Genomic DNA, 24,187 nt, shown 5'->3' on the forward strand with positions numbered 1-24,187 from the left:
GTCTACACTAACATGTAAAGTTAAAAAAGACTTGAAAGTACTGTTTACTAATGTTAATTCGGCTACTTAGTATCCGTACTATAAGGAGAAAAATACGCACCAACTTCTAAATGGATAACCCCTTTTTGATTTTTAGGTATTGACTTTAAAATTAATGGGTAATTTGACATTTTATTTGAGAATTTTCGAATCGTTGTCCTTACTTCATACCCTTCATTCGTAAAAACCGTTATTAACAAAGGATCATCCTTACTTGGAGTATAATCTATTTCAGAAATTGAATGAAATATACTTTGTGGCATTTTTTTCAATTCGGCAGCCATTTCCTGCAACTCGTCTCCTTGTTTCCAACCAATTAAATCAGGTGCTGTAGTATTTCCTAGTGAATTTTTCTCTTTAATAAGGACTCCGCTTTCTAACAATAGATACTTTTTCCCGCTGAATAAACCTTGTCCAACAGGCTGAAATTCTTTTACATCGATTTCTACTTTATTAGGAAATCTTTTATGTACAATTGCAGATTGAATTGTGTTTTGACTTTCAAGCTGATTTACTACCCTTTTTGACCTAATTGTCAAAAAGCTATCATCAATGTTTACATCGGCTAACTTTTGAATTTCTTTATCAGAGTACAGTTGGTTTCCATTAATTACTAAGTGAATTTTTGAACCAATTGATGTTTGGAAATACAATACACATAAAAGCAAAGAAAAAAACACAAGAATTGTGACCAGTAATCGCATATTTGCTTTTTTACGTTTTTTATTACGTAAAACAGGTACACGGTCTTCTAAACTAATAATCTTATTTTCCTGCATAAATATGCCTCCATTATCAATGTTCAACTAAAAATACCTTTTTAATTTACTTTTGCTTAAGAAGTAATTTAAGAATAATAAAAAATAGAATAGCAAATGAATGCCATTCTATCTTGGTCATCATATGCTATGTAAATTATAGCATATAATATGGTTAGTTTAGAAGAAACTTACATTTTTTTCCCAACAATTTCAACTTCTGTTTCAAGTTGTACATTAAATTTTTCTAATATAGTTTTCTTAATAAATGCAATTAAGTCTAATACATCTTTTGAAGTGGCATTTCCAGCATTTACAATAAAATTACCATGCATTTCAGAAACCTTCGCACCACCAATTTGATATCCTTTTAAATCAGCACGTTCAATTAAATTACCAGCATACTGTGGTAATGGATTACGGAAAATACTTCCAGCACATGGATAATTCCAAGGTTGTGTTTCTCTTCGATAATCTTTGTTTTTTTGCATTAAAGCAGTTGAAGCTTCTTTTGATCCCTCTTTAAGCTGAAGTTCTGCTTCTAATACAAATCCTTTACGTTTATGTTGTAAAACTGAAGTTCGATAAGTAAAATCTAATTCTTCATTTGATAACCATTCCATTGTTCCATCAGGAAATAGAATGTGTGCTCTAGAAGTAATATTTGAAAAATCTGATTGATGAGCACCTGCATTCATATATACACCGCCACCAACACTACCAGGAATTCCACTTGCAAACTCTAGACCAGATAATCCTTTTCTACTAAGTTGAGTAGCTAAACGAATAACTGAATATCCTGCACCCACAACTACTTTTGTACCTTCTACTTCAATGTGGTCTAAGCAATCACTAATTTTAATTACGACACCTTCAATACCTTGATCCGATACAAGTAAATTTGATCCTCTTCCAATTACTGTCACATTTACGCCATGTTCATTTGCAAGGTTAATAATCTCTTTAATTTCATTCACAGTTTTAGGAATGACCAAAAACTCAGCTGGTCCTCCAATTTTCATTGTCGTATGATTTGCTAAAGGCTCATTTATTAGAAGACTCGAGTCATTTAATATTTCCTTTAATTTTGATTCAAACATTCGATATATTTCCCCCTTTAGCTTATAGTATCCTCTATTACATTTTTATTTTATTTCAAACTTGTTCGTGCAAGTTCATTTACTTATTTTCTCTAAAACATTTACTAGTTTTTTTGCAGCATCTGGTACACCCATCTTTAATGATGCATTTTTCATTTCTTCAAGTTTAATAGGATTTAGTAATACTTTTTCAATTTCAGTTACTAAATATTCACTATTGAAGTTTTTTTCTAATATAACAATTGCCGCACCATTTTTCTCAAGTGATCTAGCATTAACTTCTTGATGATTATTCGTTACATATGGGCTTGGTATTAAAATACTAGGTTTTCCTAATGCAGTTAATTCTGCTAATGTAGTTGCCCCAGCTCTTGATACAACTAAATCCACTTCCCTTAAAATTTCAGGCATATTATGTAAAAATGGCTTAACCACTACATTTTCTGGGTTACCTACTTTATTTATTTCCTCAATGACAGAATCGTAATGTACTTCGCCTGTTACATAAATCATTTGGTAATCTTTTTCACCTAACTGATTGACACTTTTTAAAAAGGCTTGATGAATCGGTCTTGCTCCCCTCGAACCACCAACAATTAGTACTGTGCGTTTACCTGATTTTAAACCTAATGATTCTAAAACTGCTGGATTTGATTCTCCAAGTACTTCAGAAGCCCTAGGGTTTCCAGTAAACACTACTTTCTCTTTATTAAAATATTCAGCAACCTCTTCAAAACAAATTGCAACTTTTGTTACATAACGATTTAAGAACTTATTTGTTAGTCCAGGTATACTATTTTGTTCATGTATAACTGTCGGAATCCCTAGTTTTGCTGCTGCGTAAACAACAGGACCACAAACATATCCACCAGTCCCAACGACTACATCTGGCTTAAATTCACGAATTATTTTCTTACTATCTGATACACCCTTTAAGAATCGATAGACTGTTTTAAAATTCTCTAATGATATGCTTCTCTTGAACCCTGTAATAACAATAGATTTAAAAGGTATGTTTGCTTTAGACACAATCCCTTTTTCTAATCCATTTTCTGTACCAACATATAAACATTCTACATTGGAATCTTGTTTTTTTAACTCTTTAATTAGCGCAAGTGCTGGATAAATATGTCCACCAGTACCCCCACCACTAACTAAAATTTTCATAAAGATCCTCCTAAATTACAATACATAAATAACTTTTAGCAGTTTAAGTAGTTATTATACCAATTTTATCTCTATCATTCTAATTGTTTTTTCTATAAAAATAAAGAAAACTCACCGATTGGCAAGTATTTTGGTAAGATCAGGCCGCGTTTTCTTCTTTTAAATAAATAAAAAGGACCGACTCATCTTTGAAAAATTCAAGTACAACATGTACTTGTTTCAATTTGAGTCGGTCCTTTTATGTACGCGCATGTCTACTAATATTTAATAATACACCTACGGCTAATAGCATTAATGTTAAAGATGAACCACCATAGCTTAAAAATGGTAATGTGATCCCTGTAACAGGCATTAAGCCTATTACAACCCCTATATTAATCATTACTTGAATCGCAATCATTGAAACAATTCCTACTGCTAAAAAAGTACCGAATAAATCTGGAGCACTTAAGGCAATTCGGATTCCTCTCCAAAGTAATAAAGAGAATAATAAAATGACAAAAGTTCCGCCTATAAATCCTAGTTCTTCTGATAGAATAGCAAAAATGAAATCAGTTTGAGGTTCAGGCAAATACATAAACTTTTGTCTACTTTGTCCCAATCCTAAACCAAATAATCCACCTGGACCAATTGCATATAGAGATTGAATAATTTGGAATCCAGTTCCTAATGGATCAGACCATGGATCTAGAAATGATGTAATCCTTTTTATTCGATATGGCGCGGAAGCTATTAGGGCAACAAATCCTGCAACCCCTACAATACCCAACCCCATAAAATGAGAAATTCTTGCTCCAGCTACGAATATGATGATTACACAAGTACCTACCATTACTGTACCTGTTCCTAAATCTGGTTGAAGCATAATTAAACCAAATGCTAAAAACACAAGTCCTAATGATGGTACAAGACCCTTTTTAAAAGACGTAATATTTTTCTGATTATCTGCTAAGTATTTTGATAGAAATACCATCATTCCAAGTTTCATAAACTCAGAGGGCTGGATCGAGAATGCACCGATTCCAATCCAACTTCGTGCACCACCACGTACTAGACCAACTCCTGGTACAAGTACGAGTACCAACAAGATAAAACAAGCGATTAATATTTTTTTTGCATGTGTTCTGAAAAGCCAGTAGTCAATATTTGAAACAACAAACATTCCAACTACTCCAACCCCAGCAAATAATAATTGCCGTTTAGCAAAAAAGAACGAATCATGAAACTTATAAGATGCCCATATTGCACTAGCACTGTAAACCATAATCATACCTACTGTTAATAATGATAGCGTAACGAGAACAAGAATCATGTCAGGACTATTTTTCTTTGTTGGCACTTAAATACACCTCAACTTTTGAATTAAACAAGCCTTACATTAATTTATGCACTGCTTGTATAAATTTATTCCCACGTTCTTCAAAAGTCTTAAATTGATCCCAGCTTGCACAAGCAGGTGACAATAAAATAATATCTCCAACTTCTGAATGAGCGAATGCTTCATTTACAGCATCTTCAACATTATCTACCGATTTTACTGCTTTCATTCCTGCTTTTTCTGCTGATTCAATTAATTTTTCTGCTGTTTGACCATAAGTGATCATTTTTTTTACATTTTTAAAATAAGGAATTAAATCGTCAAACCCATTTCCTCGATCTAATCCACCAGCTATTAAAATGACTGGTTTTTGAAAAGAAGAAATTGCTTTTTGTGTTGCTAAAATATTAGTAGCTTTTGAATCATTATAAAACTTTCTCTTATTTATTTCTGTAACAAACTGAAGTCGGTGCTCTACACCAGTGAAAGTTGTTAATACCTTTTCAATGGCATCATTTTCAACATCAAGAAGTTTAGAAATTGCTACTGCTGCTAATATATTTTCTAAGTTATGTTTACCTGGTAAGACAATTTTTTCAACTTCAATCACTTTTTGCTCTTTAAAATAAACAAAGCCATTTTTAACATATGCACCATCTTGCACAAATTTAGTTGTAGAGAATGGAGTAATTTTCGCTCTAATTTGAGAAGCCATTGCCATTACATTCTCATCATCAAAATTAACGACAGCAAAATCATTTTCTGTTTGATTTTTAAATATATTGGCTTTTGCCTTAATATACTCATCTTTTGTACCATGATAGTCTAAATGAGCTTCAAAAATATTTGTGATTAATGAAATTTTTGGACGGAAACTTTCGATTCCCATCAATTGAAATGAAGAAAGTTCAGTTACAATAATATTATCTTCATTTGCATTTTCAGCAACTTCACATGCGACAGTACCAATATTTCCTGCAACAAGTGGTTTTTTATTGCCTTCTTGTAACATATTTAATGCTAAAGTTGTCGTTGTCGTTTTCCCGTTTGAGCCTGTAATTCCGATAAATGGTGCTTCACTTATTAAATATGCAAGCTCTATTTCCGTATAGATCGGAATATTACGCTTTACAGCTTCTATTAATAATGGATTCGTATATGGAATTCCCGGATTTTTAACGATACAAAATGGTTGATTATCTAATAATGATAGTGGATGCTCACCACAAACTACGTTAAAACCTTCACTTTTTAGCTTTTGTGCGATTTCATTTTCTTCTAAAGGAGTTCGATCATTAACAGTTACAGCCGCACCTAATTTTTTTAATAATTTACTGGCTGCATAACCGCTCTTTGCCATTCCTAATACTAATACATTTTTATTTTGAAAGTTCGATATGTTATTCAATTACAACCACACCTCAATATAGATTCCTAATAATGCAAAAAGTAATCCTACAAACCAAAATGTTACAACTACACGCCATTCTGACCATCCAGATAATTCATAATGATGGTGCAAAGGACTCATTTTAAATACCCTTTTACCTGTTGCTTTAAAAGATGCAACTTGAATCATTACTGATAGTGTTTCAATTACAAAAATACCACCAATAATAACAAGTAAAATTTCTAAGTGTGTAACGATTGCAATTGCAGCTAGCGCCCCACCTAATGCTAATGAGCCTGTATCTCCCATAAAGACCTTTGCAGGGTGTGCATTAAATACTAAGAAACCTAATACAGCTCCTACAACTGCGATTGAAAATATTGCAACATCAAGCTGGTGTTGGTTATAAGCAAGGACTGCATATGCGCCAAATGCGATTGCTGCTGTACCTGACACAAGTCCATCTAATCCATCTGTTAAATTTACCGCGTTTGAAGTACCAACTAGCATAAAGATAATTAATAATACATAGATAAAGCCTAAATCAAATGAATAATTTGTCCCTGGTATCGAAATAGATGTAGAGATTCCCATAGCACGGATTGCAAAAAAGACAATGATTGAAACTATAACTTGGCAAATGAATTTTTGTTTAGATGTTAATCCTAGATTTCTTTTTTTAACAACCTTAATATAGTCATCTAAAAATCCAATTACTCCAAAACAAATTGTGACAAATAATAATACATATGTACGTGTTGATAAAACATCAAAATACATAGAAATTAAAAGTGCAGATAAACTTAAAGCAATTAATATGATAATCCCACCCATAGTTGGGGTTCCTGATTTCTTTTTATGAGATTGTGGACCTTCGTCTCGAATACTCTGTCCAAATTTAAGTTTTCTTAAGTACGGTATAAAAATAGGCGATAAAATGACTGCAATGATAAATGCTGAAATCATAGCAACTAAAATTGACGGTTCTAGCATTATACGCCCTCCTTTCTAAGTTCTCTTCTTTGTTGTTTACTTAATAGTTTAATTCTTTTATAAAGAATTATGAAATCAATTTTTCACATTACAAAGAAGAGGATACTATCCTCTTCTTTGCAAAATTGCTTCTTTAGCTTCTTCAACATCATCAAAATGTGAAACATTCGTTCCTACAATCTGATATGTCTCATGACCTTTACCTGCAATAACAATAATATCATGTTTTTTTGCATTTTGAATCGCAAATGTTATAGCTTTTTTACGATCTTCTATTACCGTTATATTATTATGCTCTAATCCGCGTTTCATGTCTTCTAAAATTAAAGTTGGATCTTCTGTTCTTGGGTTATCAGATGTAAAGATCGCTTTTGTTGAAAGATCCGCTGCAATCTTACCCATTAGTGGTCGTTTTGTTCGATCACGATCTCCACCACAACCAACAACGGTAAAAATATCATTTTTTGCAAATTGCTTAACAGTATTTAATACATTTTCTAAACTATCTGGTGTATGGGCATAGTCTACAATAACAGTAAAATCTTGACCAGCATTAACGGCTTGGAAACGTCCTGGTACTCCTTCAATCGTTGCAACTGCGTCTAGGATTGTCTCCATTTCTATATTTAATGCGATTCCTGCACCAATTGCAGCTAACACATTATATACGTTAAATGTTCCAATAAGATTCATTTCTACAACATATTGTTTATTTAAAAAATGTAATGTGAATCTAGTACCAGCATTCGTTAATTCAATTTCATCAGCAAACAAGTCAGCTTCTTGACTTAAACCATAAGTTATTAGATTAGCTTGTGTAAACTTCATATATTCTTCAGAAGCAGTATCATCATTATTTAGAATTGCAAATTTAGGTTTTTGCGTTGAGAAGCTATTGCCTAATTGAGAAAATAATAAACCTTTAGCTTTTTTATATTCTTCCATCGTTCCATGATAATCTAAGTGATCTTGTGATAGATTTGTAAAAACAGCAATATCATATTCACAGCCATGAACGCGCCCTAAATGTAATGCATGTGAGGAAACTTCCATTACAGCAGTATCCACATTTGCTTCAACCATTTTTGCAAACATTGATTGTAAAGTTAAACTATCAGGAGTTGTATTTTTTGTTTCAAAAATCTCTTCTCCTATTTTCATACCAATTGTGCCAATAACACCTGTTTTTTTCTTATTGTGTTTAACGATTTCTTCAATAATATATGAAGTTGTTGTCTTACCATTCGTACCAGTAATACCAACTAGATTTAGATTGTGTGTTGGGTTTTCATAAAAGGCATTACCTATAACAGCCATCGAACGATTTGTGTCTTTCACATAAGCTACTGGAACATTCGTTTCAATTGGTTTTTGTGCAAGTATCGCTACTGCGCCTTTTTCAATCGCTTGATTTACGTACTTGTGGCCATCAACTGTATACCCTTCAATACAGATGAATAAATAACCTGGTTTTACATTTCTTGAATCCATTTCAACTCCAGTGATTTCCGGATTTTCAGATGGAAGATTCACTAAAGGCTTTAATCTTGATAGTAAAGTATGAAGTTTCATAGTAATTCCTTTCGTATTCACTAAATCATTTTTTATCTTTAGTTTTTGATTTAGTTTCTTCTTTCGTTCCTAAATAAATTCTAATTTTAGAACCTTCTTTTAGTTTAACACCTGCTTTTGGTGCTTGGTCAACGACAATGTTTCCACTGCCACTATATTCAATAGTAAAAGTATCTAGCAAAGGTTGCAAATCTTTTTTCTCTAAACCAATTAAATTTGGCACTTCATATGTTGGTATATCACCGTATACGAATTTTTTGGGGATTTGATTTTTTCTAGGTGGTACGCCTAAAACTTGCATACTATCACGAATAATATTCCCTACTATTGGAGCAGCTACAACTCCCCCAAATTGAACAGTGCCTTTTGGATTATCAACTGCAATATAAACCACTATTTGAGGATCGTCAGCCGGTGCAAAGCCTACGAACGAAACGATAAAGCTACTATCATCGTATCGTCCATCTTTTACTTTTTGCGCTGTTCCAGTTTTACCACCAACACGATATCCTTCCACAAATGCACCTTTACCAGTACCTTGTGCAACAACACTTTCTAGAGCTAATCGTACCTTTTTAGATGTATCAGGAGAAATAACTCGTCTTTTTGAAATTGGTGTTTTTCGACTTACTACTTCGTTTGTAACCGGATCTACAAACTCTTTCGCTATATAAGGTTGGTAAAGAATTCCTCCATTAATAGCAGCTGATACTGCTGCAACTTGCTGGATTGGTGTAACTGATACACCTTGACCAAAAGCAGTTGTTGCTGCTTCAACTGGACCGACTCGATCCATGCTAAATAAAATCCCTGAGGCTTCACCTTGTAAATCAATTCCTGTTTTTTGGCCGAAACCAAAATTACGAATATATTTAAATAAACGATCTTCTCCTAAGCGATTACCTAATTCTACAAATCCTGGGTTACATGAATTTTGAACTACCTCTAAAAATGTCTGAGAACCATGTCCACCTCTTTTATGACAACGTAAACGAGCTCCAGCTACTTCAGCAGCCCCATCATCATAAAAATGGTCTTTATTCAAATCTACTAACCCCTCATTTAATGCAGCTGCGAGTGTAATAATCTTAAATGTTGAACCTGGCTCATAATTTGACCAAACAGGTAAATTTCGATTATAAACTTCAGGCGAAACATTTTTAAAATTAGTGGGATCAAAGCTTGGACGACTGCTCATGCCAAGTATTTCTCCAGTATTTGGATTCATCGCAATTCCAATCATTGAATCAGGATTATATTGAGCAGTTGCATTATTCATTTCTCGTTCAAGAATTGTTTGTATACGCGAATCTACAGTTAATTTTAAGTTTAAACCATTAATTGGCGGAATATAGTCGTCTGCAATATTTGGCATTCTTTGACCCTTAGCGTCAGAATAAAATTGTACACTACCTTTTTCACCACTTAATTGCTTGTCATAATATAGTTCTAATCCGTTTAAACCCTGATTATCGATTCCAGCAAAACCTAAAACATGAGAAAGATAGTTACCAAATGGATAATATCTTTTAGAATCCTCTGCTATGTATACACCAGCTATGTTAAGATCACGGATTTGTTTAGCTTTCTCATTTGTAATTTTTATACCTTCTGTTCGAATGTGTTCCATACTAGATCTTTTCGTTAAAATTTTATAAAGTTTTACTTCGGAGATTTTTAAAATTGGGGCAAGTTTTTCAGTCGCTTCCTTAGGATCTTTAATTTGCCTTGGAACGACTAATACAGATGGAGCACTTTTATTTGTAGCAAGAGCAACACCATTACGATCTAAAATTTCACCACGCTTTGGTTCAAATGGAATGTCTCGACTCCACGAATTTTTCGCTCGCTCAGTTAAAAGATCACCCATAGCAAACTGTACATAACCAAGCCTCGTTGCAATAATAGAAAAAATTAATAAACCACCAATGAATACAAAAAATAATCGTTTTCGAACTGTTACATTAGATACTCGCATCGAAACGAACACTCCTCTACATTATGTTCGTTTCAATATATGCTTGTACCAAATACAATAGACCTTCTAGCTTTTTATTGTCCTAGAATGGTCTATTGTCATTTTTATTTAATTAATCTTATTTCAGCCATTTTACTCTTGCACATCTACTTTTACATCTTTTTCTTCGTTGGTCGTTCCATTAGGTTTATCTAATTCAATCGTTAAATAGTCATGATCCCGTAGCTCTGAGTCTTCTTTAATACTCTGGCTTGTAACATATCCAGTTCCTTTTGATGAGATATTTAGCTTAAATAATTTACCTAAACGGTTAACATCCGATTTTGACCAACCAATAATTGATGGCATTGTATTTGTTCCATTTGTCTTAAGATATATTTTAGTACCCCTGACAACTTGAGTTTTTGACTTAATTGATTGACCAGTTACTTCTAACCCATTACCTAATAAAACAGGTTTTAGCCCTTCGGAAGTAGCTAATGATTTTGCTTCATCTAAAGTTAGACCTTTCAAATTCGGTATTTCTATACTTTCTTTATCGATTAATTTGTCTACTTTGGCATTTTCAACAGGCTCAACCTTCATATACTCTAATGCGCCCTTAGTCACTGTTCTAAATATTTCAGAAACACCATCTGAACCAATCTCTGTCGCTTCAAGTTTTGGACGAAGCATCGCTACATAAACGACTAATTTTGGATTATCTGCTGGTGCCATACCGATAAATGAAAATAGGTTTTGACCACGTCCTTTTAGATATTTCCCGTGTTCGTCAACAACTTGGGCAGTACCTGTTTTACCAGCTACTGAGTAACCTTCGATCGCATAGTTATGCCCAGTGCCATGTGGCGCAGTTATAACCGTTTCTAATAATGCTCTCTCTCTTTTTGCTGTTTCTTCTGAAATTGGATTACCAACAACCTGAGATTTATAGTCTTTAATAACTTTATTCGTATCATGATCGACAATTTTATCAACAATATAAGGCTTCATCATTTTTCCATTGTTAGCAATAGCACTTGCAGCTTGGATTATTTGAACTCCTGTTACTGTAGATCCTTGTCCAAAAGCAGTTGTTGTTTTTTCAAGTGGATAATTAAATACTAATTTACCACTTGATTCACCTGGAAGATTAATATTCGTTTTTTGTGTAAACCCAAAGTTTTTATAGTATTGTAAAAAGCGATCTGCACCTAATTTTTCATTAAGAAGAATCGAAATACCTACGTTTGAAGACCTTTGAATCCCTTCGTCAAAAGTAATTGAACCCCATCCGTTTCGATTTACGTCATGGACAGTGCCTCCACCTGGTACTTTATATCGACCTGATTGGAAATATTCATTTCCATTATAAACTCCTTCATTCATTGCAGCACCTAAAGTGAATATTTTCATCGTAGAACCTGCTTCAATTGCATATGAAATCGGGTCATTCGTATAGTTTGTAATGTCATGAAGATTCGGATTGAAGCTAGGACGATTACTCATTGCAACAATTTTACCGGTTTTTGGATCAGAAACGATTGCCATAATCTTTTCTGGCTCATATTGTTTTTCAACTTTCGTCATTGCGTCCTCTAGTAAACTTTGAATCTTTGTATCTATTGTTAAATACACATCATCACCATTATGTGGAGGTGTAACCTTCTCATTTTCATATGGTAGAATATTGCCTTTTCGATCACGTAAAAAGCTTCTTTTTCCATCCTTTTCAGCTAACTCATTATTCAATGCTTTTTCTAATCCCATTTCTCCAATTAAGTCGCCATTATCATTAACATTCGTATATCCTAACGTATGAGAAGCAAATACACCATTTGGATAATATCGCTGCTGTGATGGAGTAAAAACAATACCAGGTAGCTTTAATTTCTCAATTTGTTCTTTTTTACTTTGAGAAATATTTCTTCCACCTGGTCCTAATTCAACTTGATATTTTGGTTTACCTAATTTAGCTAAAAGTTCCGATTCATCGATGTCTAATATTGGTGCTAATTCTATTGCGGTTTTTTCTTTGTCTACGACATGTCTTTTCACTCTAGAGTTTTTTGATGCACTCGGATCTAGAACGGCCGACACAGTGTAAGCTGTCACCTCTTCCGCAAGTGGAACTCCATTTGAGTCATATATAGTTCCTCTTTTAGCAGGAATTTTTTGAGATGTATTGTAATTCTCATCCGCATAAACTTTTAAATTTTTACCTTCTACTGTGTTTGATAATTGAATATAAGAAAGTCTAGCTACCAGTGAGATAAATGCGATTAAAGTAGCTATAAAAAACCAACGAATACCATAATTTGTGTATTTATTCTTTTTCTTACTCATATCACAATCTCCTACTTGCTAGTGTCGGTAAACTTTACATTATTGCTATCAATATTTAACCCTAACTCTTTTGCTTTTTGCCATATGCGCTCATATGTGCTTAATTCATCAATCTTCATTTTAAGCTCAGAGTTATGCTGTTTTCCATTCGCTATTTCATTTTTCACATTTTGAATTTTTAGGTTTGTATCATATATTTCCGCTTGGGTTTTAATGATTTTTGTCCCCATAAAGAAACATGAAAAAATAAATACTAAATAAAGTATTTTCTCAAAAGGTGTAATTTTTGAAACTTTCTTTTGTTTTTTCTTGTTAGAAGGTCTTTGTTGTAAATCAGTAACTTGTTTTTGTTGTAGCTTTCTAGCCAAATTACTCATTATTTTCCCTCCTTATAATTTTTCTGCAACCCTTAGCTTTGCAGATCTTGCTCGTTTATTAAATTCGACTTCTTCATCTGTTGGTAAAAGTGGCTTTCTTGTCACTAGTTTTAACTTCGGCTTAAATTCATCTGGAATGATTGGTAAACCTGGTGGTAACGGCGGAAGTGAACTAGCTTCTTTAAAAATCGTTTTACAAATGCGATCCTCTAATGAATGGAATGTTATTACACTTATTCTTCCTTTTGGTTTAATAAGGGTAATTGCATCTTTTAGAGCTTCTTCAAATACACCTAGTTCATCATTTACAGCTATACGAATTGCTTGAAAAATTCTTTTAGCAGGATGTCCACCTGTTCTTCTTGCAGGTGCAGGTATTGCATCTTTAATGATTTCGACTAACTCAAAAGTCGTTTCAATCGGTTTCTTAGCTCTTAATTCTTCAATCTTTCTAGCAACTTGTTTAGAGAATTTCTCTTCTCCGTATCGGAAGAATATTTTCACTAATTGCTCATAAGGCCAGTCATTTACAACTTCATATGCTGATAATGTTTGTTCTTGATTCATACGCATATCAAGTGGTGCGTCTTGATGAAAACTAAATCCACGCTCAGCAACGTCTAATTGTGGCGAAGAAACACCTAAGTCAAATAAGATTCCATCTACTTCATAAATCCCTAAATTATGGAGTTCTTCTTTTATATGTTTAAAATTACTTTTTACAATTGTTAATTGATTTTCATATTTATTCAATCGCTCTTTAGCATGTCTAATTGCTGTTTCATCTTGGTCAAAAGCGATTAATCTACCCTTTGATGAAAGTTGAGATAGTAAGTATTCACTATGACCTCCACCGCCAAGTGTACAATCTACATAAATGCCATCTTCTTTTATATCTAAAGAATCGACAGTTTCTTTTAATAAAACCGTAATATGTTCAAACATGATGCTTTCACTACTTTCAATTTGTTAATTTTTAGAAGTCAAATCCGATTAAGTTTTCTGCTAACTCACTAAATGACTCTTCTGATTCATTCATATATGTATTCCAAGTTGATAAATCCCAAATCTCAATACGATTTGTAACACCAACTACAACACATTCTTTTTCTAATTTTGCATAACTGCGTAAGTTAGGTGTTATATTAATTCTCCCCATCTTATCCATCTCACATTCCATTGCCCCTGAGAAGAAAAAACGGGTAAATGCTCTTGCATCTTTTTTGGTTAGTGGTAGTGTGCGCAGTTTATCTTCAATTACACTCCATTCGGCCATTGAATAGCCAAATAAGCATTGATCCAAACCTCTTGTAACAATGAAGTTTTCACCAAGCTTGTCTCGAAATTTTGAAGGTATAATAAGACGTCCTTTAACATCGATATTATGTTGATATTCACCGATAAACATCCTATTCCCCCACTTTCTAACACAAACTTACCACATTCCCCCACTTCTTACCACCTTTTCTAAAAAATTCTTTAAAAAAACAAAAAATCCTGCTAACAGTGCAGCAGGATTTCATTTTTATTATAAAATTCAGCTTATTTCAAAGTATTGTTACATATAAAAAACACTTATTCATATTATTAAAAGCAATATTTATGATTAACAGTTTAAATTTTTACGATTTGATGAGCGTAATCCCATGATAGTTCTAAATCACAAAGCTCATGAACAAAATCAAAACCATATTTATTAATATAGTAAAGAATATTTAGCGTTCGTTCCTGTGGTTTCCCATTAGGAGAAATTGAACATATGATTCGATTCCACTTTTCAATCTGCTCTTCATTTTGCTTTAAAATTGATTCTTCTATTTTTCGTTCTAAAAGTAGAATCTGTTCTTCTATCTTTAAATAATTCTTTATAGAAAAATCCTTTAAGTTAGGTGTTACTTTATTCGTTACATCTTGAAGAGGTTTATGCAATTCTTCTAAAGATTTTTTAGCATTACTAAACACTACTTTATAGTCTAGTTTCACTTGATCTTTAATCCATTCAATTTTCTTTTCTTCTAATGATGTTTTCAGTACATCATTAATATCTAATGAAAAATCTTCTAATGCTGATACAATATTTCTTTCAAAAATAGTAAACATATGTCTTAAAAACACAGGTGGCATTTGAAGGTTAAATAGATTAAAAATGTCCTTTAGCTCAGCCCAATAAGCAATTTCACCAGGGCCACCGACAAATGCTAATGTAGGAAATAAATACTCCTGCATGACTGGCCTAGTAACCACATTATTACTTAATAACGCTGGCTGTTCATTAGCTATTTTGATCAACTCAATTTTAGAGAATTGATAATTCTTATTTTTCGTTTGAAAAACATCTTCATTTTCAGACACTTCAAGTAATTGTCTACCTTCATTACTATGGTAAAAAAGATGAATGCTCTGTTCAGAAATTTGAAGTGTTTCGTGGTATCCAGATTTTATTAATCTGCTTTTCGTATCCTTTAAAACTCCTCTTACGATATCTTGCTTTTGAATCATTTCATTAAATAAAGATGATTCCAACTCTCGGACATTCGGATCGTCGGCATCAATTAAGACAAGTCCCTCTTTTTTGAACAATTTAAAAATAATTTTCGCAAAAAAATCTACATAAGTAGTAGATTGCTCAACCATCGAATATAGTTCTTCAAGTAAATCTTTCGAATAATTCGTTTCATCAAAAGTTTTAACGATTTTATCAATCCACTTTCTCATTTCGACCTGATCTAACTCTGTTCTAGAAGCAGCATGAGAATAAGTGTTTTTTTGATAAAAGGTTTGTTTTTTGACTGTATTGTTCTCAATTGTATGAATATGGTTTATTTCATCTATATCGTGGTCTTCACCAGCAATCCAAAATACCGGGACAACTGTTAGACCATGGTCCTTTTCATATTTCTTAGCCAATTGAATAATTGAAATAATTTTATGTATAGAATACAATGGGCCAGTTAGTAAGCCAGCTTGTTGTCCACCAATTACAACAAATGAATCATTATTAAGTAATTTTTTCACATTTTCTAATGATTCATTACTTGCATGATGCTTATGATGAAACTTCTCAAGTGCATTAACTAATCCTGTGCGATTATAAGAACGCTCCATTACATTTTTAATTCTATATTCCATTTCTTCCTTTACTAATGGATTTTCACCAAAGAAAGAAGAAATTACTTCATTTCCATTTACAAAATCATTCAGCAATTTATTTTGCCCGTCTAAATGGACTTTACTAATTTGCATTACGAACTTCCTCTCTCGCTCTTCAATTAAGCATTATACTCAGTTATTTTTAAAACTAAACCAGCCAACATGGTAATGCAGTGAAGAATAATAAACAGAATACATGACATTCTCCAAAAACCTTTTAGTAGCTTAGTAAACCGAATATCTCTTTTTGCTTTCCATTGAAGAATAATACTAATAAATAAGATAACCAATAATAAATTAATTAATATCCAACCTGTTGCAGTCGGAAAAATCATATTTAAAACAAAATAAAATGAACTAATATATAGAATTGTAGATAAATCTAACGTAAAAAGCAAAAGTTTACGCTTGTTATTTTTAAAAAATAATTTTAAAAACATATAGATAAAAATTGTAGAAAAAATCGGAAATTCAATTAATAATGAAATAAAGAAAATGAAAAATTTTTCCAAAAAGAATTACCCCTTTTTCTTCTCAAGTCCTTTTATACTATTGTACACAAGTTCAATTGTCGGTACATTTATTTTTTTATTAATTGCCAATTTTTTAACAAATCCTAGCATACTTTCAATTTCTGTTTGTCTACCGTGAAATAAGTCTCGATTCATTGATGAGTAGTTTTCTTTAGTTTTCTCACATATTTCTACTAATTTATCCCACTCGTTTTGATTATTTAAATCTAGGATCGTTGCAACCTCATTAAATAATAATTTACAAATTGGTTTAAAATACTCATTAGTGATTAATTCACCATTTCGAACGTTCAATATAGACGTTAAAGGGTTAATAACACAATTTATTAAACACTTTTGTTTAAGTATATATTCCCAATCATCTTGGCTTTTGATTGGAAACTCAGCTGTATGTAAACTCGACAAACGATTTAAAGCATCTATTTTCCCTTTTATTTGTCCAACTCGAATAATACCTTTACCAGTATGTGTGATTTCATTCGGAGAAGTTTTTAATGCACCGTGTTCAACTATACCAATAAAACAATTTGGAATGGGTAAATTTTTAACGATTTCAATATGAGACATTCCATTCTGGAGAAATAATATATTCTCTCCCTCATATTGATTTAAAGTATTTACGATTTGATTTAAATGATATTGCTTAACACAAACAATTAATAGATCAAACGTGTTTATTTTAGGTAATAATTTTTTTGCTGTTATACACATTTGTTTCGTTTTTTCATTTACTGAAAGTATAACACCTAAATTATTTATAATATTTGCCTGTTCTTCTGTTCTCGTGAACAATGTAACATTATGTTTATTTTGATACAAATACGATGCTGTAAGAAGTCCGACGGCACCACAACCAATTATTCCTATTTTCATTGATTTCTCCATTTCGAAAAATTATTTTTCACTATTATCTTTTTGATAATAAATTTACACCGAATCTATCTTTTTTTAAATTTAATTGTACGATATAATTATATTTAAAATATTAAAAATTTACATTCTTTTTAAGGGGGAGCTTTTTTGAACATCAAGATAGAACGTTTACAAATAAATTTTAAAACACTTGAACAATTTCAGCAATTTTCTGGTTACGGTTTACAAGAGCTATCAATGCTTGAAGATCTTGAATCAAATTTAATTGATAACGAGTTTCAATCTCCTTTCTATGGTATATACTTAGGCAAGGCACTTATTGCCCGAATGAGTTTATATACACATAGTGAAAATAATGAAGAGATAATTGAAATAAATAAGATGGAAGTTCTACCTTATTATCAAAAGAATGGGTACGGAAAAGAATTAGTAAATTTCGCTAAATCCTTTAAGAAAACGATTAAAACTATACCAAGAGCAAATTCGAATGAATTTTGGAAAAAACAAGGTTTCACTGAGGCAGATTCTGAATTTGTCATTTGGAAACCAGGAAAATAAATAAAGACAAAAAACTCAACACCCCTTTTGGAGATGTTGAGTTTTTTCATTTTATTTTACCTTCGTGTCATTTTTAGAACTAACATTTACTATTTTTCGTTTTTGATCTAAAAAATCAAATAAATGTTCATATTCATTTTGGAGTTCATTTAATTTTTCAACTAATTGTTGCTTTTCAATTTTCAATTGTTCGTTTTCTTGTTTATATTTCAAAAGCTTTTTTTCTAAAGATTGTATATCTTTAATTCGTCCACTGGCATCAACTTTTAATCTCAAATATTCAAGGAATTTATATACTGACTCAAAAGTTATTTCGGAATGGCCTTTCTCTGTTGTAGCCTCTTCATGAATCTGATTCGTAACTGCCTCCGAATCGTGTGTTGGTTCTACTTCATTTGAGGGAACAGCTTGTTTTTTACTACTATTTTTTGCTTTTTCAATCTCTTCTTTATAGAACTTTCTAACAAAAGAATTCCATCGGTAACCACAAGCAGCTGCTGTCCTTGATAAGTTCTTTGCGACAACTTTAAATGCCATTAATTGAGTTGACCCTTCATTTATGGTTTTTAAAACTACTTCAGCTAAGTAGTTATCTTCATCTTTTGTCCATGCATCCTGGCGATTTGCAACCATTTGCAATCCCCTCCAATTTCTTATGCAATAAGCAGATTTTACTAATTCATATGCACAAAAAAATAAAGGTAGAAGATTACTTTTCCAATTTTTTTGTAAATTGTTCGATATTTTTTATATGTTCATCTGAAAACCAAAGTGGCATAGCAGAAATAACTTCTTCTTCCATTCTTCTCTTAAGATTTTGCTCGGTCCATTTACGTATAAGTATTTTTTTATTTTGATGATGAATTTGTGCTGGAATACTTCTAGCTAAACTGATAAAGCTTTCATTATGTAAACTTGTTAAATCTTTTGATAGTTCATGTATAAAGCCGATCTTTTTAGCTTGAAATGCGGTGTAAATATTTGAGGATGATAGTAAAGTAATCCAATCTTGATGACTCATTTTTTCTTGAAGTACGGTACCTCCACCCCATGAGGTTGGGATTCCCATTCTCCCTTGAATAAATCCTATTTTTGCATTGTGACTCGCGTATCTAAAATCGAATGCACTTGCCAGTTCACAGCCACCACCTAAAGCATAACCATTAATAAAACAGATTGTAATTTGAGGTAACATAGCTATTTGATAAATCACTTCACACATTTTTAGATTGAAAGATTCTAATCCATTTAAATTATTTTTAAATTTTAAGATTGTGTTTAAATCTCCACCGGTACAAAAATATTTCATACCTTCCCCAGTTAAAACAACTAGTTTACTTTGGGATTTCATTCGGATTTCTCGGATAATTTCAGAAAGTTTTTCTACAGTATTTTCATCAATGCAATTCCCGTAATTAGGCCTATTTAAAAATATATAATCTATTTCATCTCTTTGAAAAGTAATTACTTCAGACATTGGAATCCCTCTCTCTTTACCTAGTTTCCTATTAGTTTTTATTATACTATACAGGAATTAAAATGGGCAGAGGTAAGAGGAAGCATAGCTACCTGAGGATTAAATCATATATTAAAGACAGTCAAACTACGTTTAAAGACAAAAGGAAAAGCACATAGTTTCCTATGTGCTCATTCAAAGACTAGCTTATTTGCTAAGTACTTGTTTTCCTTTGTAGTGTCCGCATGATTTACATACGCGGTGTGCTAATGTTAATTCACTACAGTTTGGGCATTCAACCATTCCAGGTACCGCTAATTTAAAATGCGTACGACGCTTTCTTTTTACAGTTTTGGACGTTCTTCTTGCAGGTACTGCCATTGATCCCACCTCCTTAAAGTGAGTGTTTGTTATGAAGCCGGTTATCCGGTACTTCTCAATTATCTTGTTTGTCAAAAAATTTTGCTAAACCAGCAAGTCGAGGGTCAATTTTTTGCTCTACTTCGACATGTTCCCTAACTTCCCAATCTGTTCCTGACGTTGGAGCTGTTTCTTTCCCCTCAATATCCTCTGCATAAACCTGCATTGGAATCTCGGCTAAAATACATTCCTCAATCACTGGGGTTAAGTCTAACACGTCACCCTCTAGGATGTGAAAATTCTCATCTTCACTTTTCCATTCAGATGTTGTAAAAAATGTTTCTGTTGTGGTAATCGACAAAGGATATTTTACATCAACTAATGTTCTTACACAAGGTAAAATTAAATATCCAGTTATTGTTAAATGAAACGTATATCGGTTCGTTCCAAAATCAACTCGTCCAGTAACTCGAATTGGAGAAACCTCTCGAATATCAGTATTACGTTCCTTTATTTGACTTACATCAATTGTCTCATCTAAATTTAAACCTTTATGTCTTAATTTCTGCAACTGGTGCACTGACCATTTCATAAATAAACCACCTCAAGGCAACAATGAAAATTATATATTCTTTATAATCACTTGTCAATATTTTTTCTTTACACTAATGAAAAGCGGAGGCGACTGTTTAACTCCGACAAGCGTAAGACGATTTTTAGCTAAGATTTGCACTTTAATCTTAGATGAAAATTGGCTTATGACTCGAGGAGTTAGGAGCCGGAGCTAGACTGAAAAAGTGGCGCTCTTTCCACTTCGAAGATAGACTTGGTTACTAGCTTTCCCCTTAATTCCTTGACCTTGCTTCTTATATGTAACCTATCTAATATATTATTTTCCACAATAAAATTCAATACAATTCACACTAGGTTGCGAATTATTTCTCAAAACTGGTATTCTTATTGTATAAATTCATGAAATTAGTAAATATTGGAGGTGCATTTCTTGCGTTCGGTTGGTGTAGTAGTTGAGTATAACCCATTACATAATGGACATCTTTTTCACTTAACTAGTTCTAAGAAAAGTACAAATGCTGATGTTGTTATTGCGGTAATGAGTGGTCAATTTTTACAAAGAGGTGAGCCAGCAGTCGTTCCAAAGCACGTACGAACAAAGTTGGCTTTACAAGCAGGTGCAGATCTTGTTATTGAAATACCTTATAGCTATTCGACTCAACACGCTAGCATCTTTGCCAAAGGAGCTATTTCAATCCTGGATTCTTTAAAATGTGATTATGTTTGTTTTGGAAGTGAAGAGGGTAAAATTGAGACATTTTATGAGTTAATCAAACAAAAGAAGCAGCTTACTTCTTCAATCAATTCAAGTATTCGTACTTTTCTAGATGAAGGACTAAGTTATCCTGCTGCATATAGCACTGCTTTACAAAAAAATCTTGAATCATCAGAGCTAGATGTTTCACTTCCAAATAATATTTTAGGAATACATTATTTAGAAGCTATTGAACATTTTGATAGTCGAATGGAAGGTAGAACGATTCAGCGAATAGCTGCAAATTATCATGATGAAGAAACCAATCATCATAGTATCGCTAGCGCTACAGCAATTAGAAAAATTCTAAAAGGTGACAATCAATCGATTTCTGACTTTGTTCCAAGCTTTACTAAAGATTCAATTGAGGAATACATAAACGAGTATGGTGCTCTTCATTCTTGGAATGAATATTTACCATTTTTGAAATATAAATTAATGACCTCAACTAAAGAAGAACTTGAAGAAATTTACGAAGCTGTCGAAGGTTTAGAAAGAAGAGTATTACATTCTGTTTTAAACTGTCTTAATTTTGAAGAGTTAATGACATCAATAAAAACAAAGAGATATACTTGGACTCGAATTCAAAGATTGTTAACACATATCTTAACCAATACATCAAAAAATGAAATGTCAGCAATATTAGAGAAAGATCGAGTTCCATATATTCGTTTACTTGGAATGAGTTCAATGGGAAAAACTTATTTAAATAGCAAAAAAAAATTAATTGAATTACCAATTTACACGACTATTAATCAGCAAAATCAAAAAGAACTTAGTACTGATTTGAAAGCAACCCATACTTATGCTTCGATGCTCTCATTAAACAATCAACAAAAATTAATAAAAACCGAATATTCATTGTATCCAATTATTTATGATGAAAAGAGTAATCAATTTAGTAGATCTTAAGTTGTTTCAACTAAATATTAGAAACTCAAAAATGGCAGGTATAGGGATTCTATCCCCTATATTCTGCCATTTTTATCATTCACTTATTCTAATCACATTATTTTTTTGCCTTTAACTTTTCAAGATAATTGATTGCTTGGTCATATGTATCAATTGGTATTATTTTCATTTTCAAATCATGTTTTTTCGCACTTTTTACAGCTTCATTATAATTAGAATTCTTTTTACCGTTCTCATTTGGTGCAAAGAAAATCTCAGCCCCCGAATCAGATGCAGCAATTATTTTTTGAGATATACCACCAATCGGACCAACGAACCCATTTTTATCAATTGTTCCAGTACCAGCTATTTCATGACCTTTTGCTAAATTCTCATCTTTTAATTGATCATAAATTTCTAGTGCAAACATAAGCCCCGCTGAAGGGCCACCTATCTCTTCTGAATTTATCTTAACTTTTGGATTTGTAGTTAGATTTAAATTTTCTGCAATAGAAACACCAATTCCTGCACGATTCGGTTCGTCTTTAAAAGATTTTGATTTAATATTAAAGTATTTAATTTTTCCTTTTCTACTAACTTCTAAATTAAAATTTGTACCAGGTTTTCTACTTTTTACAGTATTGGTAAAATCATTTAATGTACGAATTTCTTTCCCATTGATTTTAGTGATAATGTCACCTAGCATTAATACGTTATGGGCTGGCATATCCTTTAAAACAGATACGACTACTATTCCATTTTCCGTCACTTTATAAGATTTTTTAGCCTGCTTATAAGCGTTTAAAATCGCAGCTTGCTTTGACTCTTCCATGTATCTTAATTGGCGGAACTGATAATCTTCATCGCTTTCACCTTTTACTTTTATTTCATCTATTTTGTATAAATGGTAATTGTCATTAATTTTCGTACCAATATATGAGTAGACATTTGCCTTACCCATTGCTACGGTGGTTAGCATAAATTCACCTTTATCTTTTTTTGCACCTTCAACTTTTACATATGGCCTTAAAGGCTCGGCTAATCCTGGTTTTGTAACATAATATGGTAATGGAATGAAATTTAAAAGAATTAGTGTAATACCAAGTACTAATAGTACATTAAGAATTCTGATCCTTTTTATCACTATTTTTCTCCTTCCATTGCTCAATCTTTTCAAGAATCTCTGGTATTAATTTTTCTGTAGCTTCTTCACCTATTTTGATAACATTTTCAAGGTCAGTAAAGTTTCTAGAATTAACATGGTCTAATTTAGGTCTTATCATAACATTAGAAGCAATTTCTCTATTTCTAACGAGCTCATGCTGCATTATTTCAATACTTTGCATAATCACGTCATAGATAGTCGAAACTTCACCACTAACTTGAATCGGTGAAGCATCTACTCCAATAATAAAATCCGCCCCCATCTCTTTTACAACTGAAACGGGGATACGATCGATGACTCCACCATCAACTAAAAGTCTTCCATTCCATGTTTCTGGTACAAAAATTCCTGGTATTGAAATACTCCCTCGGACTGCAGTAGCAATATCTCCTTTTTGAAATACAATTTTTTCTCCAGTTAATAAATCAGTTGCGATTACCGACACTGGCAAATCTAATTCTTCAAGCTTTCTACCAAATGATAGTACTTTTATCAACTCTTTAACTCTATTCCCAGAAATCAAACCCATTTTTGGAACAACATAGTCAATATAGTATTTAGATTGAAATACTTTTGCAATTTTATATAGACGATCTACATCCGCACCAGCACCGTATAAAACAGCAACTAAAGCACCTATACTACTGCCTGCAATCAAATCTATAGGAATATTATGCTTTTTTAAAACGGAAATTACACCAACATGTGCAAATCCTCTTGCACCTCCTGAACCTAATGCTAAACCAATTTTCGGTTCCAAGTTGTTTCCCCTCCAATTAAACTCTTTGGTCTAAAATTGAATTCCAACAACGTATATTTAATTGTACAAGTTTTTTTTATACATATATTACTATCTT

General features: G+C 32.3%; 23 protein-coding genes. 2 read left to right on the forward strand and 21 right to left on the reverse strand.

What is annotated here, in order from left to right; genetic code table 11:
• Positions 1 to 62: 62 nt before the first annotated feature.
• The 15 genes from EP747_RS07285 to EP747_RS07355 all read right to left on the reverse strand — a co-directional run bounded on the left by EP747_RS07285 (position 63) and on the right by EP747_RS07355 (position 17,573).
• Entirely contained in the window at positions 63 to 818 is a 756-nt protein-coding gene (locus tag EP747_RS07285) for a cell division protein FtsQ/DivIB (protein ID WP_129689205.1), read from the reverse strand.
• A gap of 170 nt (positions 819 to 988) precedes the next feature.
• On the reverse strand, positions 989 to 1,897 hold the full coding sequence (gene murB, locus EP747_RS07290; protein WP_129689206.1) for a UDP-N-acetylmuramate dehydrogenase: 909 nt from the start codon (positions 1,895 to 1,897) through the stop codon (positions 989 to 991).
• 75 nt (positions 1,898 to 1,972) lie between these two features.
• Positions 1,973 to 3,064: an undecaprenyldiphospho-muramoylpentapeptide beta-N-acetylglucosaminyltransferase gene (gene murG, locus EP747_RS07295; protein WP_129689207.1), complete on the reverse strand. Its 1,092-nt coding sequence runs from the start codon at positions 3,062 to 3,064 to the stop codon at positions 1,973 to 1,975.
• A 238-nt stretch (positions 3,065 to 3,302) separates the two neighbouring features.
• On the reverse strand, positions 3,303 to 4,376 hold the full coding sequence (gene spoVE, locus EP747_RS07300; RefSeq protein WP_213083851.1) for a stage V sporulation protein E: 1,074 nt from the start codon (positions 4,374 to 4,376) through the stop codon (positions 3,303 to 3,305).
• Positions 4,377 to 4,437: 61 nt separating this feature from the next.
• Positions 4,438 to 5,790, reverse strand: a complete 1,353-nt coding sequence (gene murD, locus EP747_RS07305) for a UDP-N-acetylmuramoyl-L-alanine--D-glutamate ligase (RefSeq protein WP_129689209.1) — start codon at positions 5,788 to 5,790, stop codon at positions 4,438 to 4,440.
• Complete coding sequence (mraY, locus tag EP747_RS07310; protein ID WP_129689210.1) at positions 5,791 to 6,765, reverse strand: phospho-N-acetylmuramoyl-pentapeptide-transferase; 975 nt, start codon at positions 6,763 to 6,765, stop codon at positions 5,791 to 5,793.
• Between the two features lie 105 nt (positions 6,766 to 6,870).
• A complete protein-coding gene (locus tag EP747_RS07315) occupies positions 6,871 to 8,337 on the reverse strand; it encodes a UDP-N-acetylmuramoyl-L-alanyl-D-glutamate--2,6-diaminopimelate ligase (protein WP_129689211.1) in 1,467 nt (488 codons plus the stop codon).
• 25 nt (positions 8,338 to 8,362) lie between these two features.
• Positions 8,363 to 10,315, reverse strand: a complete 1,953-nt coding sequence (locus EP747_RS07320) for a stage V sporulation protein D (RefSeq protein ID WP_129689212.1) — start codon at positions 10,313 to 10,315, stop codon at positions 8,363 to 8,365.
• Between the two features lie 132 nt (positions 10,316 to 10,447).
• A complete protein-coding gene (locus EP747_RS07325) occupies positions 10,448 to 12,640 on the reverse strand; it encodes a penicillin-binding protein (protein WP_129689213.1) in 2,193 nt (730 codons plus the stop codon).
• Between the two features lie 11 nt (positions 12,641 to 12,651).
• The gene (gene ftsL, locus EP747_RS07330; RefSeq protein ID WP_129689214.1) at positions 12,652 to 13,017 is read right to left on the reverse strand and encodes a cell division protein FtsL; all 366 of its coding nucleotides are present in this window, start codon (positions 13,015 to 13,017) and stop codon (positions 12,652 to 12,654) included.
• Between the two features lie 12 nt (positions 13,018 to 13,029).
• Entirely contained in the window at positions 13,030 to 13,962 is a 933-nt protein-coding gene (rsmH, locus tag EP747_RS07335) for a 16S rRNA (cytosine(1402)-N(4))-methyltransferase RsmH (protein WP_129689215.1), read from the reverse strand.
• A gap of 31 nt (positions 13,963 to 13,993) precedes the next feature.
• Complete coding sequence (gene mraZ, locus EP747_RS07340) at positions 13,994 to 14,425, reverse strand: division/cell wall cluster transcriptional repressor MraZ (protein ID WP_129689216.1); 432 nt, start codon at positions 14,423 to 14,425, stop codon at positions 13,994 to 13,996.
• A gap of 206 nt (positions 14,426 to 14,631) precedes the next feature.
• Entirely contained in the window at positions 14,632 to 16,260 is a 1,629-nt protein-coding gene (bshC, locus tag EP747_RS07345; RefSeq protein WP_129689217.1) for a bacillithiol biosynthesis cysteine-adding enzyme BshC, read from the reverse strand.
• A 26-nt stretch (positions 16,261 to 16,286) separates the two neighbouring features.
• Complete coding sequence (locus EP747_RS07350; protein ID WP_129689218.1) at positions 16,287 to 16,679, reverse strand: DUF3397 family protein; 393 nt, start codon at positions 16,677 to 16,679, stop codon at positions 16,287 to 16,289.
• Between the two features lie 6 nt (positions 16,680 to 16,685).
• Complete coding sequence (locus EP747_RS07355) at positions 16,686 to 17,573, reverse strand: 2-dehydropantoate 2-reductase (protein ID WP_165346900.1); 888 nt, start codon at positions 17,571 to 17,573, stop codon at positions 16,686 to 16,688.
• Between the two features lie 147 nt (positions 17,574 to 17,720).
• Between EP747_RS07355 and EP747_RS07360 the strand changes: the two genes are divergently transcribed.
• Positions 17,721 to 18,131 carry a GNAT family N-acetyltransferase gene (locus EP747_RS07360; RefSeq protein ID WP_235832782.1) on the forward strand — a complete coding sequence of 137 codons (411 nt, stop codon included), beginning with the start codon at positions 17,721 to 17,723 and terminating at the stop codon, positions 18,129 to 18,131.
• 51 nt (positions 18,132 to 18,182) lie between these two features.
• On the opposite strand, the gene EP747_RS07365 is transcribed toward EP747_RS07360, so the two are convergent.
• The 4 genes from EP747_RS07365 to EP747_RS07380 form a co-directional block, all read right to left on the reverse strand.
• On the reverse strand, positions 18,183 to 18,764 hold the full coding sequence (locus tag EP747_RS07365; RefSeq protein WP_129689220.1) for an RsfA family transcriptional regulator: 582 nt from the start codon (positions 18,762 to 18,764) through the stop codon (positions 18,183 to 18,185).
• Positions 18,765 to 18,840: 76 nt separating this feature from the next.
• Positions 18,841 to 19,608: an enoyl-CoA hydratase/isomerase family protein gene (locus EP747_RS07370; protein WP_129689221.1), complete on the reverse strand. Its 768-nt coding sequence runs from the start codon at positions 19,606 to 19,608 to the stop codon at positions 18,841 to 18,843.
• 186 nt (positions 19,609 to 19,794) lie between these two features.
• The gene (rpmF, locus tag EP747_RS07375) at positions 19,795 to 19,968 is read right to left on the reverse strand and encodes a 50S ribosomal protein L32 (protein WP_025672195.1); all 174 of its coding nucleotides are present in this window, start codon (positions 19,966 to 19,968) and stop codon (positions 19,795 to 19,797) included.
• A 55-nt stretch (positions 19,969 to 20,023) separates the two neighbouring features.
• Positions 20,024 to 20,539, reverse strand: a complete 516-nt coding sequence (locus EP747_RS07380; RefSeq protein WP_114341854.1) for a YceD family protein — start codon at positions 20,537 to 20,539, stop codon at positions 20,024 to 20,026.
• A gap of 411 nt (positions 20,540 to 20,950) precedes the next feature.
• On the opposite strand from EP747_RS07380, the gene EP747_RS07385 reads away from it, so the two are divergent.
• Positions 20,951 to 22,186: a nucleotidyltransferase gene (locus EP747_RS07385; RefSeq protein WP_129689222.1), complete on the forward strand. Its 1,236-nt coding sequence runs from the start codon at positions 20,951 to 20,953 to the stop codon at positions 22,184 to 22,186.
• 97 nt (positions 22,187 to 22,283) lie between these two features.
• Here EP747_RS07385 and EP747_RS07390 read toward each other — a convergent pair whose 3' ends face one another.
• The gene (locus tag EP747_RS07390) at positions 22,284 to 23,309 is read right to left on the reverse strand and encodes a SepM family pheromone-processing serine protease (protein WP_129689223.1); all 1,026 of its coding nucleotides are present in this window, start codon (positions 23,307 to 23,309) and stop codon (positions 22,284 to 22,286) included.
• Entirely contained in the window at positions 23,284 to 24,090 is an 807-nt protein-coding gene (locus EP747_RS07395) for a patatin-like phospholipase family protein (RefSeq protein ID WP_129689224.1), read from the reverse strand. The genes EP747_RS07390 and EP747_RS07395 overlap by 26 nt, the downstream gene beginning before the upstream one ends.
• Between the last annotated feature and the right edge of the window lie 97 nt (positions 24,091 to 24,187).

This window comes from Gottfriedia acidiceleris (genome assembly GCF_004138285.1).
Classification (GTDB): domain Bacteria; phylum Bacillota; class Bacilli; order Bacillales; family Bacillaceae_G; genus Gottfriedia; species Gottfriedia acidiceleris_A.